11 protein-coding genes are annotated in these 16,677 nt (G+C 70.3%); 9 read left to right on the top strand and 2 right to left on the bottom strand.

Annotation, left to right across the window (positions count from 1 at the left end; translation table 11 throughout):
- The first annotated feature begins 26 nt into the window (after positions 1-26).
- Together NF556_RS18820 and NF556_RS18815 are read left to right on the top strand one after the other, a co-directional pair.
- Positions 27-968: a hypothetical protein gene (locus NF556_RS18820; protein ID WP_252592723.1), complete on the top strand. Its 942-nt coding sequence runs from the start codon at positions 27-29 to the stop codon at positions 966-968.
- Positions 965-2,500, top strand: a complete 1,536-nt coding sequence (locus tag NF556_RS18815; RefSeq protein ID WP_252592722.1) for a DUF7059 domain-containing protein — start codon at positions 965-967, stop codon at positions 2,498-2,500. The genes NF556_RS18820 and NF556_RS18815 overlap by 4 nt, the downstream gene beginning before the upstream one ends.
- Before the next feature lie 144 nt (positions 2,501-2,644).
- On the opposite strand, the gene NF556_RS18810 is transcribed toward NF556_RS18815, so the two are convergent.
- Positions 2,645-4,762 carry a cell wall-binding repeat-containing protein gene (locus NF556_RS18810; RefSeq protein ID WP_252592721.1) on the bottom strand — a complete coding sequence of 706 codons (2,118 nt, stop codon included), beginning with the start codon at positions 4,760-4,762 and terminating at the stop codon, positions 2,645-2,647.
- Positions 4,763-5,046: 284 nt separating this feature from the next.
- Here NF556_RS18810 and NF556_RS18805 point away from each other — a divergent pair, with 284 nt between their 5' ends.
- The 4 genes from NF556_RS18805 (at position 5,047) to topA (ending at position 12,640) form a co-directional block, all read left to right on the top strand.
- The gene (locus NF556_RS18805; protein ID WP_252592720.1) at positions 5,047-6,777 is read left to right on the top strand and encodes an ABC transporter ATP-binding protein; all 1,731 of its coding nucleotides are present in this window, start codon (positions 5,047-5,049) and stop codon (positions 6,775-6,777) included.
- Positions 6,777-8,789 carry an ABC transporter ATP-binding protein gene (locus tag NF556_RS18800; protein ID WP_252592719.1) on the top strand — a complete coding sequence of 671 codons (2,013 nt, stop codon included), beginning with the start codon at positions 6,777-6,779 and terminating at the stop codon, positions 8,787-8,789. Before NF556_RS18805 ends, NF556_RS18800 begins: the two co-directional genes overlap by 1 nt.
- A 22-nt stretch (positions 8,790-8,811) precedes the next feature.
- Entirely contained in the window at positions 8,812-9,723 is a 912-nt protein-coding gene (locus NF556_RS18795; protein ID WP_252592718.1) for an aminoglycoside phosphotransferase family protein, read from the top strand.
- A gap of 127 nt (positions 9,724-9,850) precedes the next feature.
- Positions 9,851-12,640 carry a type I DNA topoisomerase gene (topA, locus tag NF556_RS18790; RefSeq protein ID WP_252592717.1) on the top strand — a complete coding sequence of 930 codons (2,790 nt, stop codon included), beginning with the start codon at positions 9,851-9,853 and terminating at the stop codon, positions 12,638-12,640.
- A 117-nt stretch (positions 12,641-12,757) separates the two neighbouring features.
- Here topA and NF556_RS18785 read toward each other — a convergent pair whose 3' ends face one another.
- Positions 12,758-14,014: a trans-sulfuration enzyme family protein gene (locus NF556_RS18785; protein ID WP_252592716.1), complete on the bottom strand. Its 1,257-nt coding sequence runs from the start codon at positions 14,012-14,014 to the stop codon at positions 12,758-12,760.
- Positions 14,015-14,202: 188 nt separating this feature from the next.
- Between NF556_RS18785 and NF556_RS18780 the strand changes: the two genes are divergently transcribed.
- From NF556_RS18780 to NF556_RS18770, 3 genes are all read left to right on the top strand, one after another.
- On the top strand, positions 14,203-14,727 hold the full coding sequence (locus NF556_RS18780; RefSeq protein ID WP_252592715.1) for an Lrp/AsnC family transcriptional regulator: 525 nt from the start codon (positions 14,203-14,205) through the stop codon (positions 14,725-14,727).
- A 94-nt stretch (positions 14,728-14,821) separates the two neighbouring features.
- Positions 14,822-15,517, top strand: coding sequence for a dTMP kinase (gene tmk / locus NF556_RS18775; protein WP_252592714.1), 696 nt, complete (start codon positions 14,822-14,824; stop codon positions 15,515-15,517).
- Positions 15,514-16,677, top strand: a complete 1,164-nt coding sequence (locus tag NF556_RS18770; protein ID WP_252592713.1) for a DNA polymerase III subunit delta' — start codon at positions 15,514-15,516, stop codon at positions 16,675-16,677. Before tmk ends, NF556_RS18770 begins: the two co-directional genes overlap by 4 nt.

The raw sequence follows: 16,677 nt of genomic DNA, 5'->3' as shown, positions 1-16,677 counted from the left end.
GGTCGGCCTCATCACTCCTGCGCGGCATGTTGACTCGGGATGGGACCTATCGTCGTCGCTGGCGCGCGGAGGTTCGTCGCACGTCCCGCAGCGACCCGCACCAGAGTGCCGTCGCGATGGTGCTCGCGCAGCACCTCTGGGACATCGGCGAGGTGCCGGAGGCGGACGCGGATCTGCCCCGCCGACTCAAGGACGTCGTGGCACGAGCCGTCAGCGGTGGTGGCATCTCACACCAGACGCTCGGGTGGTTCGTCGGCGCCTTCGAGATGACCGAGGACGACGAGCGTGCGCTCTGGCGCCAGCACGAGGCGGACCTGCGGCCAACACTTCCACTGGCCTCCGCGAGGACCACGACCCCCGCGGCGCTCGCGGTTGATGCGCCGGCCGGCGCCACCGCGGGTGCCCTCGGCGACACCCCCTTCGTGGCCCACCCCAGCGCGAGTGGCACCTACCGCACGCAGTCGCTCATCGAGGCGCTCGAGATCGGCGAGGACCGCAGCCGACGCAGACACTCGTTGGTGCACATTCTGCGCGCGCAGCAGCGGTTGGACTGCCTCAGCTATCGCTTCGACAGGTCAGCAGTCAGCGTCGAGGTGGCGCGCGGCGGCGTGCCGGCCTGGCTCGAGACCGACGCCGCACCGGGCGGCATCCACACCCTGGAGGTGGCCTTCCCGGCGCCGTTGGAGCGCGGCCAGACGGCGGTGGTGGAAACGGCGGCGACCTATGCTCCGGGCGGCCCGGCCGTCACTGAGTTCCGGCGGGCGCTGCGGGCCACCGCCGGCGGAGTCTCCCTTGAGGTGCACTTCGACCCGCGAGCGGTCCCGGCGCGCGTGCGCTGGTTTGAGTGTGGCCGGTCCGGCCCCGGGGAACTGCACACTGAGGCCACCCCACACGCCGCCGGCGAGGTCGTCCACCGGTTCCTGACACCAGAGCACGACTGCGTCGTCGGATTCGAGTGGGACTGGTGAGCACGCCCAGCCGCTATCCCGCGCCCCTCGGCACCGTCGACGAGCTGGCCGCTCTGCGGGCTGACCTCACCGACGCGGGCTTCACCACGGACCACCTGGCTGAGCTGCTCGGCCCGGTCGCGTCCGCCGCCCTGCACCGGGACCAGCCGCTCACCGCCCGCCGGGTGCTTCTCGAGAGCCAGGACCCGGCCGGGGCCCTGGTCCGCCTGCTGGTCCTGGGGGAGGCGGTGTCCGCGCAGGAGGTGTCGGCCGCGCTGCCGCGCACCGGGGTCGAGGGTGCCATCCAGCTGGGTCTGGCCGTCCCCGCGGACCTCGAGCCCGGTGAGGAGGGCGTGCCGCCGTTGCAGGGCACCTGCGACCTGCGGCCCTACGGCGACGACCGGCACGACTGGTGGGTCGCCTCCGACCTGTCCGAGGTGGCTCTCGGCACGCCGCTGCCGACCGATCACGTGCTCGGCGTCGGGGGCGCGTCCACCACGCTCGCCTCGTGGACCCCGCGTCCCCAGGTGGCCCGCGCCCTCGATCTGGGCACCGGTTGCGGTGTGCAGGCCCTGCACGCCGCCGGCCACGCGGAGCGCGTCGTCGCGACCGATCTCTCGGCCCGGGCGCTGGAGTTCGCCGCGTTCACCGCGGGACTCAACGAGGTGGCCCTCGACCTGCGGGCGGGTTCGCTGCTCGACCCGGTCGCGGGGGAGACATTCGACCTGGTGGTCTCCAACCCGCCGTTCGTCATCACACCGCGCCACGAGGGGGTTCCCCTCTTCGAATACCGCGACGGAGGCGCCGCGGGTGACACCATCGTGGCCAACCTGGTGCGTGATCTCGTGGGGGTCCTGGCCCCCGGCGGCATCGCCCAGCTCCTCGGCAACTGGGAGCTGCGCGAGGGCGAGGCGTGGACCGACCGCGTCGGCGGCTGGCTGGAGAGCACCGGGCTCGATGCCTGGGTCATCCAGCGCGAGTCCCAGGACGTGGCTGAGTATGCCGAGACCTGGGTCCGCGACGGAGGTCACCGGCCGGGCACGCCGGAGTTTGACGACCTGTATGCCGCGTGGCTGGACGACTTCTCCGCCCGCGGGATCGAGCGGGTCGGCTTCGGCATCATCACCCTGCAGCGCCCACTCTCGGACCGCGCCCCGTTCCGCGACCTGGAGGAGGTCGTCGGGCCGGTGGCCCAGCCTGCCGGACCCGCGGTGCTGGCCGGCCTGCGTGCGCGGACGTGGCTGGCTGAGCACAGCGACGCCGACCTGCTCGCAGTGGCGTGGTCGGTCGCCCCCGACGTGACCGAGGAGCGGGTCGGGCGCCCCGGCGAGCCCGACCCGATGGTGATCCAGCTGCGTCAGGGCGGCGGGCTGTCCCGCACGGTCCGCCTCGACACGGTCGCCGCCGGGCTGGTGGGCGCCAGCGACGGGGACCTGACCGCGGAGCAGATCCTGGGCGGCATCTCCGTGCTCACCGACGCGCCGGTCGAGGAGCTGCGGGCCAGCGTGCTGGCCACTCTGCGCGACCTGGTCGCCGACGGACTGCTGCAGTGAGGACGACTGCAGGCAGGGACGGCAGCCGCTCGCGAGCGCAGGACCAGGGGCCGACCCAGCCCCGTTGCACAAGCCCTGGCGCACATGCCGCGGCCCGGTCACCTCTGGGGGAGTGACCGGGCCGTGGCCGTGGGGAGTGCGCCGCTAACCGAAGTAGGCGGCGAGGGCTGACTCGACCTCGGTGCTGACCGCCACCGTGCCACCGAGGACGATGATGCGCTCGGGGTCGAGACGCTCGAGCTCGGTGATCGTGGTGGCGGGCAGGTTGTCCGGCTGGGTGAGCACGATCGGCCCGCCAATCGCCACGGAGATGGGTGCGCCCGTCATCGAGTCGGCATAGACCTCACCGGTGGCCACGAAGACGGCGTTGACACCGGGGGCGTAGTCCTGCGAGATCGCTGCGGCGGTGCCGTAACGGTCGGATCCGGCGACCCGGCTGACCGCGCCGTCGGTGTGGTCCTCGAGCGCGGCCAGCACCGTGTCATCCACCGCCTCGGTGCCACCGAGCACGACGATCTCCACCGCGTCCAGGTGCTCCAGGGCCGCGGCGGTCGCTGCCGGCAGGTGGTCGGTCCGGGTGAGCAGGACCGGGCTGTCCAGGGCACCGGCCCGGGAGGCTGCTGCCAGGGCGTCGGGGAAGTCGCCACCGGTCGCGACATAGGCGACCAGCACACCGCTGGGATAGGTCAGGGCCGCCTCGGCCGCGGTGTCGTAGCGGTCCGAGCCGGCGATCCTGCTCACCTCGTCGTCCGTGTCGGCCTGGGCGTAGTCCGCGAGGTGGGTGACCACGTCGTCGGAGACCGCCTGGTTGCCGCCCAGGACGACGATGCGCTCGGGTTGCAGACGCTCCAGCTCACCCTGGGTGACCGCCGGAAGGCCGTCGGGCCGGGTGAGCAGCACCGGTGCATCGTTCAGGCCGCCGAGGGCACCGGCTGGCATCGCGTCGGGATAGTTGACGCCGCTGGCCACATAGGCGACCTCGGGGCCGGGGGCCCACGTGGCGGAGATGGCCGCGGCCGTGCCATAGCGGTCCGGGCCATGGATGCGCTCCACGACCTGGCCGTCGACACCCCACGTGAAGGACACCGTGTCGGTGGCGGTGCACGGCTCTCCGGCCTCCGGGCGGGCACAGCCGCTGATCGTGTCGCTCCCCGCCGTGGTGCCGGAGTAGGCGAAGGTCGCGTTGCCGGCGGCGTCCGTGGTGGCGGTGCCCGTCGTGCTGTGGGCACCGGTGACGGCGAACTCGATCGTCGTGTCACCCACCGGGTCCCCGACGTCGTCTGTCAGCAGCGCGGTCACCGTGTGGTCGGTGCCGACCTCACCGGCCCCCGAGTCAGGGGAGAGGTCCAGGTCGTGGGTGACGATGACGGCGCCGGGGGCGCAGTCGGTCTCCGGGTCGGGCGTGTAGCCGACGACCAGGTTGTCCAGGAAGACGGCTGAGTCGAGGGCTGTGTCGCCCTGGTCGAACAGGGAGAAGTAGACGGTGTGCTCACCCGGGGTCACGGCCGTGGAGGCGGACAGCAGCGTGGTCGCCGCGCCGTCGGTGTTGTTGCCGCCGTCGATCCCGCCGTCGAAGGCTGTTCCCGCACCGACCTCCGGCGTCATGCCGCCGAGACCGGTGGAGTTGATGCTGACGACCTGACCGTCGGCGTCGAAGGCGAAGTTGTCCGGCGCGGTGATGGTCGAGCCCGCTGTGGTCCACGTCGAGTTGTCCAGCTCGGCGATGAAGGCGTCGTTGTAGGCCGTGTTGACGTAGCGCGGGAACTCCTCGGACAGGAACCGGAAGTCGAAGGTCAGGCAGTTGGCCTCGGCCGGGACGGCCAGGTCAACCGTCAGGATGGTGACGTCGCGGTCGGTGTTGCCGCGGACGGGCGCGCCGCCGAGCCCGGTGCTGGCGAACGTGCCCGGCTGGTCGACGGCGGTCACCTCGCCGGTGCTGAGGATGGCGAAGGTGTCGCCGTTGGTGGGGAAGCCGGTCAGTGCGCTGTCGCCCACCCCAGCGGACACCGGGTCCGGTTGGCTCGCAAAGTTTGCGCCCTGGACATTCGCCGATGCGGAGGCGAGGGCGGCAGCAAGGTCGCTGGCACTGCTGGTCCCGATGGCGGAGGGTCCCGGCGTGGACGCAGCCTTCTGCTCGGCGTGGTGCGCCTGCCGCGAGTCCTCCGCGGCCTGGGCGCCTGGTGTGGCGAGGGTCAGCAGCAACAGCGGCGCCGCGCTGCCGAGGGCTAGCCCGGCGCGGAGCCGGGGTCGGTTGTGCATCATGCGTGAACTCCTTCGGTGCGGCCCGGGGGCCGTGATGAAGGGCAGTTCGTGACAGGTGGTGCGAGCGTTCCGGCACAGGGGGGCACCAGATGGGGGTACGGACCCAGAGCAGTCACGGGATGCCCAGGTGTGAGGCTTTCCTACAACGGTTGTGTCGCGCTTGTGTCGTATGCCGTGGCGCAGGTGAGCGGTGCGGTGCTCACCTGCCTGGGAATTGATTCGGTGGGAGGGCGCGCGCGACCTACGATGACGAGCATGCCGCACTGCGCACGGGGCGTTGATCGATGCTGATCCGCCTCCTCCGGAACCACCTGGGCCCCTATCGCTGGCTCGTCGTCGTGTTGCTCGTGCTGCAACTCGCGAGCACCATCGCCTCCCTCTATCTGCCCAGCCTCAATGGCCGGATCATCGACGAGGGGGTGGCAGTCGGGCAGACCGGGCCCATCCTGCGCCTCGGCGCGATCATGCTCGGCGTCTCCCTGCTCCAGGTCACCGTGACCATCGTGGCGACCTACCTGGCCTCGCGAACCTCGGCCTCGGTCGGCCGTGACGTCCGGGGGTCCATCTTCGACCGGGTCGCGGTCTTCAGCGCCCAGGAGGTCAACCGATTCGGGGCGCCCACCCTGATCTCCCGCTCGACCAACGACATCACCCAGGTGCAGATGGTCACCTTCATGGGACTCACCCTGATGGTCGGGGTGCCGATCATGATGGTCGGCGGCGTCATCATGGCGCTGCGCGAGGACGTCGGCCTCTCCTGGCTGGTGGCCGTGGCCGTGCCCCTGCTGGCCCTGATCGTGGGACTGATCATCCGCCGGATGGTCCCGCAGTTCACGCTGATGCAGAAGTCCATCGACTGGGTCAACCGGGTGCTGCGCGAGCAGATCACCGGCATCCGGGTGGTCCGTGCCTTCGTCCGCGAGGAGCACGAGCGGTCCCGCTTCGCCGAAGCCAACACGCAATACACCGGCACCGCGATCGCCGTCGGCAAGCTCATGGCGCTCGTCTTCCCGCTGGTCATGCTCGTCTTCAACGCCTCCTCCATCGCGGTGCTGTGGTTCGGCGCCTTCCGGGTGGACGACGGACACATGGAGATCGGCGCCTTGACCGCGTTCATGCAGTATCTGATCTTCGTGCTGATGTCGGTCATGATGGCGACCTTCATGTCGACCATGATCCCGCGCGCCGAGGTGTCCGCCGGACGCATCATCGAGGTGCTCGACACCGACTCGAGCGTCCTGGAGCCGGCCCCCGCGGTGACCATCCCGGGCGGCCCGGTCGCCATCGAGTTCCGCGACGTCGAGTTCACCTATCCCGGCGCCGAGGTGCCGGTCCTGGAGGGCGTCAGCTTCATCGCCCACCCCGGCCAGACCACCGCCATCATCGGCTCCACCGGCGCCGGCAAGACCACCCTGGTCAACCTCATCCCGCGGCTCTATGACGTCACGGGCGGCACCGTCCTGATGGGCGGCGTGGACGTGCGCGAGGCCGAGCTGGCCGCGGTGTGGAGCCGGGTCGGCCTGGTCCCGCAGAAGCCCTATCTGTTCACCGGGTCGGTGGCCGACAACCTGCGTTATGGCGACGCGGACGCCACGGACGAGCAACTCTGGGACGCGTTGCGCATCGCACAGGGCACCGACTTTGTGCACGACATGCCGGAGGGGCTCGACTCTGCGATCGCCCAGGGCGGGGGCAACGTCTCGGGTGGCCAGCGCCAACGGCTCGCGATCGCGCGAGCCGTGGTCCGCAGACCCGACATCTATCTGTTCGACGACTCCTTCTCCGCCCTGGACCTGATGACCGACCGCAGGTTGCGCGCCGCGCTCGAGCCGGAGACGGCTGACGCGACCGTGATCGTGGTCGCCCAGCGCGTCTCCACGATCATCGGTGCCGACCAGATCGTGGTCCTCGAGGACGGCAAGGTGGTCGGGGTCGGGAGCCACGAGGACCTGCTGATCGACTGCACGACCTATCAGGAGATCGTGCAGTCCCAGGCCGTGGCGGAGGTGGCCTGATGACAGAAGGCATCAAGAGCGACGAGGAGAAGGCTGCCGAGGCACGCCGAGGGCCGCAACGCTCGGGTGGCGGCCCCGGCCACGGGGTGGGGGTCCCGGTGGAGAAGCCCGCCAACTTTGGGCAGAGTGCCAAGCGTCTGCTCGGACTGCTGCGCCCCGACCGTGCCGCGGTCATCCTGGTGGTCACTCTCACCGCCGTGGCCGTGGTCCTCAACGCGATCGGCCCCTATATCCTGGCCCGCGCCACGGACATCATCTTCGGCGGATTCTTTGGCCGGAACATCCCCGCCGGGGTCACCCAGGAGCAGGCCGCCGAGGGCCTGCGGGCCGAGGGCAACGACACCCTCGCCGACATGGTCGCGGCGATGGACTATCTCGTGCCGGGGCAGGGCGTTGACTTCGGCGCGCTCGGCCAGGTCCTGCTGCTGGTGATGGGCATCTATCTGGTGGCCTCCCTGGTCTCCTGGGTCCAGGCGCGCCTGCTGGTGCTCGTCGTCAACCGGACGATCTTCAACCTGCGCCGCGACGTCGAGGACAAGCTCAACCGGCTGCCGCTGCCCTACTTCGACCGCCAGCCCCGCGGCGAGGTGCTCAGCCGCGTCACCAACGACATCGACAACGTCGCCCAGAGCCTGCAGCAGACACTCAGCCAGCTGCTCAACTCCCTGCTGACCGTGGTGGCGATGGTCGTGATGATGTTCGTCATCTCGCCGACCCTGGCCCTGGTTGCGCTGGTCACCATCCCGGTCTCGGTGGTCATCACCGCCGTCATCGGCAAGCGGGCCCAGAAGCAGTTCAAGCGGCAGTGGAAGCACACCGGCGAGGTCAACGCCATCGTGGAGGAGACCTTCACCGGCCACGAACTGATCAAGGTGTTCGGCCGCCAGGCCGAGAGCCGTCGCACCTTCGACAAGGCCAACAACGACCTCTACGAGGCCGGCTTCGGCGCCCAGTTCATCTCCGGCATCATCATGCCGACGATGATGTTCGTCGGAAACCTCAACTACGTCGTCATCGCGGTCCTGGGCGGTCTGCGGGTCGCCTCGGGCACGATGAGCCTGGGTGAGGTGCAGGCGTTCATCCAGTATTCGCGCCAGTTCACCCAGCCGCTGACCCAGGTCGCCTCCATGGCCAACCTCATGCAGTCGGGTGTTGCCTCCGCCGAGCGGGTCTTTGAGGTGCTCGATGCCGACGAGCAGGAGCTCGAGTCCACCAGCCCGGTGACCCTGGACGACCCGCACGGGCAGGTGGCCTTCGAGGACGTCGACTTCTCCTACGACCCCGAGCGCCCGCTGATCCACGACCTGGACCTGCGGGTGGAGCCCGGACAGACGGTCGCGATCGTCGGCCCGACCGGCGCCGGCAAGACCACGCTGGTCAACCTGCTGATGCGCTTCTATGAGCTGGACGGCGGGCGCATCACGCTGGACGGCGAGGACATCACCGACCTGACCCGCAAGGGGCTACGCTCGCGCATCGGCATGGTGCTCCAGGACACCTGGCTGTTCCAGGGCACGATCCGCGACAACATCGCCTACGGTCGCCCGGACGCGACCGAGGAGGAGATCGTGCAGGCGGCTGAGGCGACCTATGTCGACCGGTTCGTGCGCACCCTGCCCGAGGGCTATGACACCGAGCTCAACTCCGAGGCCAGCAACGTCAGCGCCGGTGAGAAGCAGCTGATCACCATCGCCCGCGCCTTCCTGGCCAACCCCGCCCTGCTGATCCTCGATGAGGCGACCAGCTCGGTCGACACCCGCACCGAGCTGCTGCTGCAGCACGCCATGAACGCCCTGCGCAGCGACCGCACCAGCTTTGTCATCGCCCACCGCCTGTCCACGATCCGCGACGCCGACCTCATCCTGGTGATGGAGAACGGCGCCATCGTCGAGCAGGGCACCCACGAGGTGCTGTTGGAGGCCGGCGGCGCCTACGCCCGGCTCTACCAGTCCCAGTTCGCCGGGTCGGTCGTGGACGTCGACGAGGAATTGACGGCCGGACACCAGTCCTGATCCACCGGTAGCGTGGGGTCACGTGACTCCCAGCCCTGCCGCCGAGGTCGACATCACCCTTGAGGTGGTGCGCCGTCTCCTGGCCGACCAGCACCCGGACCTCGCCGACCGGCCGCTTAGCCCGCTCGGGGAGGGCTGGGACAACGCGATGTTCCGGCTGGGTCAGCACTTTCTGGTGCGGCTGCCGCGCCGTGCCGTCGCCGCCGACCTGGTGGCGCACGAGCACCGGTGGCTCCCCGAGATCGCCACCCTGGTCGACCTCCCCGTGCCGGTGCCGGTCCGCCACGGCCAGCCCACGGCATACTTCCCCTGGTCCTGGTCGATCACCCGGTGGATCGAGGGACGCCCGGCGGTCGACAGCCCGGTCGGCGGCCGGGGCCGCTGGGCCGGTCGCCTGGCCCAGTTCCTGGCCGGGTTGCACCAGCCCGCCCCCTCGGACGCGCCCATCAGCCCCTTCCGTGGCGTGCCGCTGGCCGTGCGCGACGAGGTGACCCGCGAGCGCCTCGCCCGAGCGGGCCACCCGCGCACCGGTGAGCTCCTGCAGGTCTGGGAGCAGGCCCTGCGGGCCCCGGTGTATGCCGAGGTGCCGGTCTGGGTGCACGGTGACCCGCACCCGCTCAACATGGTGGTGCGCCGCGGCAACCTGGCCGCCGTGATCGACTTCGGGGATCTGACGGCCGGTGACCCAGCCTCTGACCTGGCGACCGCCTGGCAGACCTTCACCTGGGAGGGGCGGGCGCAGTTTGTGGTGCGCTATTCGCAGCTGGCCGGCCCCGACGAGGCCCTGTGGCAGCGGGCGCGCGGGTGGGCGGTGCTGTATTCGGCCAACTCCCTGGCGCTGTCGGACGACAGCCCGGAGTTCACCGCGATCGCCGAGCACACCATCGCCCAGGTGCTCGACGCGCCGGACGCACGCGTCGGCCGACGCGCCTGAGGTGGCGCTGGGCCGAACCTGCGTGTGCAGCCACCGGGGGATGGGTTAGCGTGAGCGCCGTCCCCCCGACGTCGACGTCGCGACGAATCCGCGGCACGTGCGGGGGCAGACGTCTGAGAGGTTTCCCGTGAGTCACAAATTGGTCATCGTCGAGTCGCCAGCCAAGGCGAAGAAGATCGGCGAGTTCCTCGGATCCGACTACCAGGTCGACGCCAGCGTCGGCCACATCCGCGACCTGCCCAACCCCAGCGAGTTGCCGGTCGAGATGAAGAAGGGCCCCTACGGCAAGTTCGCCGTCAACGTCGAGGACGACTTTGAGCCCTACTACGTCGTCGATGCGGACAAGAAGAAGAAGGTCTCCGAGCTCAAGCGCGCCCTCAAGGACGCCGATGAGCTCTATCTGGCCACTGATGAGGACCGCGAGGGCGAGGCGATCGCCTGGCACCTGCTGGAGGTCCTCCAGCCCAAGGTGCCGGTCAAGCGCATGGTCTTCCACGAGATCACCAAGGAAGCGATCCAGCGCGCGGTCAACGACACCCGTGACCTCGACATCGACCTGGTCGACGCCCAGGAGACCCGCCGGGTCCTGGACCGCCTCTACGGTTATGAGGTCAGCCCGGTGCTGTGGCGCAAGGTGCGCCAGGGGCTGTCGGCGGGGCGCGTGCAGTCCGTCGCGACCCGCATGGTCGTCGAGCGCGAGCGCGAGCGGATGGCCTTCCGCGCGGCGTCCTACTGGGACGTGGAGGGCCAGTTCTCCCCGGAGGAGAGCGGCGGTCAGTCCTTCATGGCGCGCCTCACCGGTGTCGACGGCAGCCGGGTCGCCACCGGTCGTGACTTTGACGACCGCGGTCAGCTGAAGACCGCCGGCCTGACCCACCTGGACGCTGAGCAGGCGACCAGCATCGCCGCGGGCACCCGCGAGGCCGACGTCGTCGTCCGCGAGGTCTCCGAGAAGCCCTACACCCGCCGCCCCTCCGCGCCGTTCACCACCTCCACGCTGCAGCAGGAGGCCAGCCGCAAGCTGCGCCTGAACGCACAGTCGACGATGCGCACCGCGCAGCGGTTGTATGAGAACGGCTACATCACCTACATGCGCACCGACTCGACGACCTTGTCGGAGTCGGCGATCAGCGCGGCACGCTCGCAGGCCCGGGACCTCTATGGCTCCGAGTTCGTCCCGGACGCCCCGCGCCGCTATGGCAAGAAGAGCAAGAACGCCCAGGAGGCGCACGAGGCGATCCGTCCCGCGGGTGACTCCTTCCGCACCCCGGCCCAGGTGGCCGGTGAGCTGCGCGGGCAGGAGTTCGCCCTCTATGAGTTGATCTGGAAGCGCACCGTCGCCTCGCAGATGGCCGACGCCAAGGGCTCGACCGCGTCGGTGAAGCTGCAGGCCATCCTGCCGGCCGGCCACGCTGCCACGGCAGCCGAGTTCAGCGCCTCCGGCACCGTGATCACCTTCCGCGGCTTCCTGGCTGCCTATGAGGAGGGCCGCGACGAGGACCGTCACGGCCGCCCGAGCGAGGAGCAGGAGCGCCGGCTGCCCAAGCTGAGCGAGGGGGTGTCGCTGGACGTCATCGACACCGAGGCCCAGGGGCACCAAACCTCCCCTCCGGCGCGCTACACCGAGGCCACCCTGGTCAAGGCACTGGAGGAAAAGGGCATCGGACGGCCCTCGACCTACGCCGCGACGGTGGGCACCATCCAGGACCGCGGCTATGTCCGCACCCGGGGCACCGCCCTGATCCCCACCTGGTTGGCGTTTGCGGTCACCCGGTTGCTGGAGGAGCACTTCTCCCGGCTCGTCGACTATGACTTCACCGCCTCGATGGAGGAGGACCTGGACCGGATCGCTGGTGGCAACGAGGCGCGGGTCGCCTGGCTGAAGCGGTTCTATTTCGGCGATGAGGCCACCGAGGCCGAGGGCCTGCGGGACCTGGTGGCCGATCTGGGTGACATCGACGCCCGCGCCGTGTCGACGATCGACATCGGCGACGGCATCGTCGTGCGTGTCGGGCGCTATGGCCCCTATGTCGAGGACACCAGCCTCCAGGAGGAGAAGCCTCGCCGGGCGACGATCTCCGACGAGATCGCCCCCGATGAGATGACGGCGGAGAAGGGTCGCGAGCTGCTTGAGGCTGCGGCCGATGACGGTCGCGTCCTCGGCCAGGACCCGACCAGTGGGCGAGACATCGTCGCCAAGGCCGGTCGTTACGGGCCGTATGTCACCGAGGTTCTCCCCGAGGACCCGGAGCCGCCCGCCACAGCCGCCGTGGCGCCCGAGGGTGGGTCACCGGCCCCGGCCGCCCCCGCCAAGAAGACGGCGAAGAAGACCACCAAGAAGGCAGCCAAGGTCAAGCCGCGCACGGCGAGCCTGTTCAAGGACATGGACCTGGCCTCGATCGACCTCGAGACCGCCCTGCGCCTGTTGAGTCTGCCGCGCGTCGTCGGCGTCGACCCGGAGAGCGGTGAGGACATCACCGCGCAGAACGGGCGCTACGGCCCCTATCTGAAGAAGGGCACCGACTCGCGCTCGCTGACCACCGAGGCCCAGCTGTTCGACGTCACGCTGGAGGAGGCGCTGGCGATCTATGCCCAGCCCAAGCAGCGTGGTCGCGCGGCGGCCGCCCCGCCGCTGAAAGAGCTGGGCGATGACCCGGTCAGCGGCAAGCCGACCGTGGTCAAGGAGGGACGCTTCGGTCCCTACGTCACCGACGGCGAGACCAACGCGACCCTGCGCAAGGACGACGACCCGGCCACCCTGACGCCTGAGCGCGGGTTTGAGTTGCTCGCCGACAAGCGCGCCAAGGGGCCGACCACCCGCAAGCGGACGGCCAAGAAGACCGCCAAGAAGGCGACCACGAAGAAGACGGCCGCCAAGAAGACCACGGCCAAGAAGACGGCGAAGAAGTCCAGCTGAGGCTCGAGCGTTCCCGGCCCTCCACCGACCGTCTGAGAGCACTTGCCGGTTCTTGGAGCCTGCTATTTCACGCTGTCAGAACCGTTAGCTGCTCCAAGACGACATCCCGCCCCTAGCTCAACTCTGCTGGAGGACCCGCTCGCGGGATTCGGTGGACACGCTGGACACGCTGGACTCGGTGGGCACGCGGGAGTCGCTGGACTCGGTGGCCACGTCACGGGCGGCCTGGAGCGCGCGGCGCAGGTCGGCGATGATGTCCGCCGGATCCTCCAGCCCCACCGAGAGCCGCAGCACGGAGGCAGCGGGTCGAGCCTCGGGGGCCACCGGCCGGTGGGTCAGCGACGCCGGGTGCTGGATCAGGCTGTCCACGCCACCCAGCGACACGGCATGCGTGATGAGACCGCACGACTGGGCGACGGTGGATGCGGCTTCGAACGAGGTCACCTCAAAGGCGAGCACGGCACCGCAGCCGCTCATCTGACGGCCCACGAGGCCGGCCGGGTCGCACCCCTTGATGCTCGGGTGGAAGACCCGGGTCACGCCGTCCTGCTTGCCCAGCCAGTGGGCCACGACCTGGGCGTTGTCCTGCTGGGCACGCACGCGCGTCGGCAGGGTCTGCAGGCCGCGGTGCAGCTGATAGGCGGCCACCGGGTGCAGGACCCCGCCCGTGAGTGCGCGCACCCCACGGATGCGGCTGGCCCACTCGCTGGTGGTGGCGATCGCGCCGGCCATGATGTCGCCGTGCCCGCCGAGGAACTTGGTGGCCGAGTGCAGGACGATCGTCGCGCCGTGCTCGACCGGTCGCTGCAGCACCGGGGTGGCGAAGGTGTTGTCCACCACGACCGGGACGTCTCCAGCCTGGGCGGCGACGGCCGAGAGGTCCACGAGGTCCAGGGTGGGGTTGGCCGGGGTCTCCACGATGACCAGGCCGGTGTCGGACTCGATCGCTGCGGCGATGCCGTCTGGCTCGGCCCAGGTGACGCGGGTGCCCAGGAGTCCCGTCGCCAACACGTGGTCGGATCCGCCGTAGAGCGGTCGCACCGCCACCACGTGGGGTTTGCCGGCAGCGACCGTGGCCAGCAGGGTGGCCGACAGGGCCGCCATGCCGGACCCGAACGCGACAGCCTCCTGCGCGCCCTCCAGTCGGGCCAGGGCCTCCTCGAAGCGGGCCACGGTCGGGTTCCACAGCCGCTGATAGACCAGGCTGTCGCCAGGCGTGGGGGTGCCCCCGGTGGCCAGGTTCTCGTAGGACGCTCCACCGGTCTCCACATCACCCACGGGATAGGTGGTGGACAGGTCGATGGGCGGGACGTGCACGCCGAGTGCGGTCAGGTCCTCGCGTGCTGCGTGCACGGCCTCGGTGTCGAACGACATGGTTGGGTCTCCCTCTCTTCGGGCGGGCGTCGTCGCCCGCGCGGTGTGTCTGTTGAGTGGGCCCCAACCCACTCAAGAACTCCCATTGTGCGTGATCTGCGGTGTGAATGCCAGGACGCCTTATGTCCTGCGGTCCATCTGCAGAATCACGGTTGTTTCTTGCGTAGCGGTCCGACTAGAGTTGGGACATGGCGAAGAAGATTCAGCCCGACACCGGCCCCGTCCTGGACCACATCGACCAGCAGCTGGTCGCCCTCCTCGAGCAGGACGGTCGGACACCGAACGCGACACTGGCGCGCGAGGTCGGCGTGGCCGAGTCCACCTGCCTGGTCCGGGTGCGCCTGCTGCGCGAGCGCGGCGTGATCCGCGGCATCCACGCGGACATTGACCCAGCGATGGTGGGTCGTCCGGTGCAGGCGATGATCGCGGTGCGGTTCGGGGGTCACCGACGCACGCACTTCGAGGACTTCCGCGAGCAGGTGCCCAAGCTGCCGGGCGTGATCGGGGCCTTCCACGTCAGCGGCGCCACCGACTATTTCGTCCACGTGGCCTGCGAGTCGGCCGACGCCCTGCGCGACTTCGTGCTCGACCACCTGACCAACCGGCCCGGTGTGCTGCACGCTGAGACCGCGCTGATCTTCGACACGCTCAAGGGCGAGAGCAGCCTCGGCAACCTGGACGAGCCCACCCCAGGAGCGGACCCCCAGGAGTGAAACTGCGGGAGTGAAACTGCGGGAGTGCGCCGCCAGGAGCCAGCCCTGTGGGCGGGAGCGCGCTCGTGTCGGCGACGTCACCTAGGCTCTCGGTGTGCTGTCAACCTCGTCCTCCCCGACGTCCCCTCACCCCGGGCTGTTCGTGGCGTTCGAGGGCGGCGACGGGGCGGGCAAGTCCACGCAGTCCCGACTCCTCCGCGCGGCTCTGGAGGCGATCGGGCGCGAGGTGGTCCTGACGCGTGAGCCCGGAGGCACCGCGCTCGGCGCAGCCATCCGAGAGGTCCTCCTGCACGGCGATCACGTCGCCCCTCGAGCCGAGGCGCTGCTCTTCGCCGCCGACCGTGCACATCACGTCGCCACCCTGGTCCGTCCGGCGCTGGAGCGGGGAGCGGTCGTGCTCACGGACCGTTATATGGACTCCTCGATCGCCTATCAGGGGGTCGCGCGGGCTCTGCGTCACGACGACATCCGTGACCTGTCCGTCTGGGCCACCGAGGGGCTGCAGCCCGACCTGACCGTCCTGCTGGATGTCACCCCCGAGCAGGGCCGGGCGCGCCGGAGGGGAGTGCATGACCGCCTGGAGCGCGAGGAGGACGCCTTCCACGAGGCGGTCCGACAGGGCTACCTGCAGCGGTCCGAGCAGGACCCAGCCCGCTACCTGGTCCTGGACGCGTCCGCTGACCCAGCCACGCTGCATACGGCTGTATGCCGTGAGCTGGCCGCCCACCGACCTGACCTCAGTGCTCTGGTCCCGGTGCGTGAGGCGACCCCGGGCGGGGAGCCGGCGTGAGCGTCTTCGACGAGCTGGTCGGGCAGGCGCCGCTGGCAGAGCAACTGGCGCACGTCGCCGGGCACCCGGGGGCGATGACGCACGCGTGGTTGTTCACCGGCCCCCCGGGATCCGGGCGATCCAAGGCGGCCCGTGCTTTCGCGGCTGCGCTGCAGTGTGAGGGTGGCGCTGCCCCCGGGTGCGGTGAGTGCCAGGCCTGCCGCACCATCCTCGCGGGCAGCCACGCCGACCTCATCGTGGAGGCCACCTCGGAGACTTTCATCCGGGTGGGGCGGGCGCGCGAGCTCGCCCTCGCGGCCGGGTCGCGTCCCACGGTCGGGCGCTGGCGAGTGATCATCATCGAGGACGCCGACCGGCTCAACGATCAGGCGGCCGACGCGCTGCTGAAGTCGCTGGAGGAGCCGCCGCCGCGCACGGTCTGGATGCTGTGCGCCCCCTCGCTGGAGGACATCCTGGTGACCATCCGGTCCCGCTGCCGCCACATGCGGCTGCGCACGCCTCCGGTCGACGATGTCGCCGAGCTGCTGCAACGACGTGACGGCGTCGATGCAGCCATGGCCCACTATGCCGCCCGCGCCGCGCAGTCCCACGTCGGCATCGCCCGTCGCCTGGCCCTCAACGAGCAGACGCGCACCCGACGCCACCGGGTGACCGCGATCCCGTTGCGACTGACCGGCCTCGGTGCCGCGCTCGCCGCCGCCGAGGAGCTGCAGAGCGCCGCCACCGAGGGCTCGACGGGGACCTCCAGCCAGGAGTCCGACGAGGCGCGGGCCACGTTGCTGCGCCAGCTGGGGGCGGACCCCTCAGCGCGCACCCAGCCACCGGCCATACGCTCGCACCTGAAGGAGTTCGACGAGCGGCAAAAGCGACTGGCCCGTCGGCAACAGCACGACACCATCGACGCCGCGCTGACCGACCTGACCTCGGTCTATCGTGACGCTCTGGTGCTCGGCACCGGCGCCGGTGTCGAGGCCATCAACTCGACTGAGATCGAGGCTCTGCGCGAGCTGGCCAGGGCTTTCACCCCGGTCCAGTTGCTGGAGGCGCTCGACGCGATCGGGCTGGCCCGGCAGCGCCTGATCGCCAACGGTTCGCCGTTGCTCGTGCTGGAGGCGATGATGGTCACGTTGATCCTCCCGCGAGCTGGCCAGGGCAGATGA

Origin of the sequence: Ornithinimicrobium faecis (genome assembly GCF_023923225.1) — a bacterium.
GTDB lineage: Bacteria > Actinomycetota > Actinomycetes > Actinomycetales > Dermatophilaceae > Ornithinicoccus > Ornithinicoccus faecis.
This window is presented reverse-complemented; position numbering and strand designations above follow the sequence as displayed.

What these genes read in the sequence shown, in the direction of transcription:
- NF556_RS18820 (WP_252592723.1), top strand. Translation starts at nt 27, where the DNA reads ATGTTGACTCGGGATGGGACCTATCGTCGTCGCTGGCGCGCGGAGGTT.
- NF556_RS18810 (WP_252592721.1), bottom strand. Translation starts at nt 4,762, where the DNA reads ATGATGCACAACCGACCCCGGCTCCGCGCCGGGCTAGCCCTCGGCAGC.
- NF556_RS18805 (WP_252592720.1), top strand. Translation starts at nt 5,047, where the DNA reads ATGCTGATCCGCCTCCTCCGGAACCACCTGGGCCCCTATCGCTGGCTC.
- NF556_RS18800 (WP_252592719.1), top strand. Translation starts at nt 6,777, where the DNA reads ATGACAGAAGGCATCAAGAGCGACGAGGAGAAGGCTGCCGAGGCACGC.
- NF556_RS18785 (WP_252592716.1), bottom strand. Translation starts at nt 14,014, where the DNA reads ATGTCGTTCGACACCGAGGCCGTGCACGCAGCACGCGAGGACCTGACC.
- NF556_RS18780 (WP_252592715.1), top strand. Translation starts at nt 14,203, where the DNA reads ATGGCGAAGAAGATTCAGCCCGACACCGGCCCCGTCCTGGACCACATC.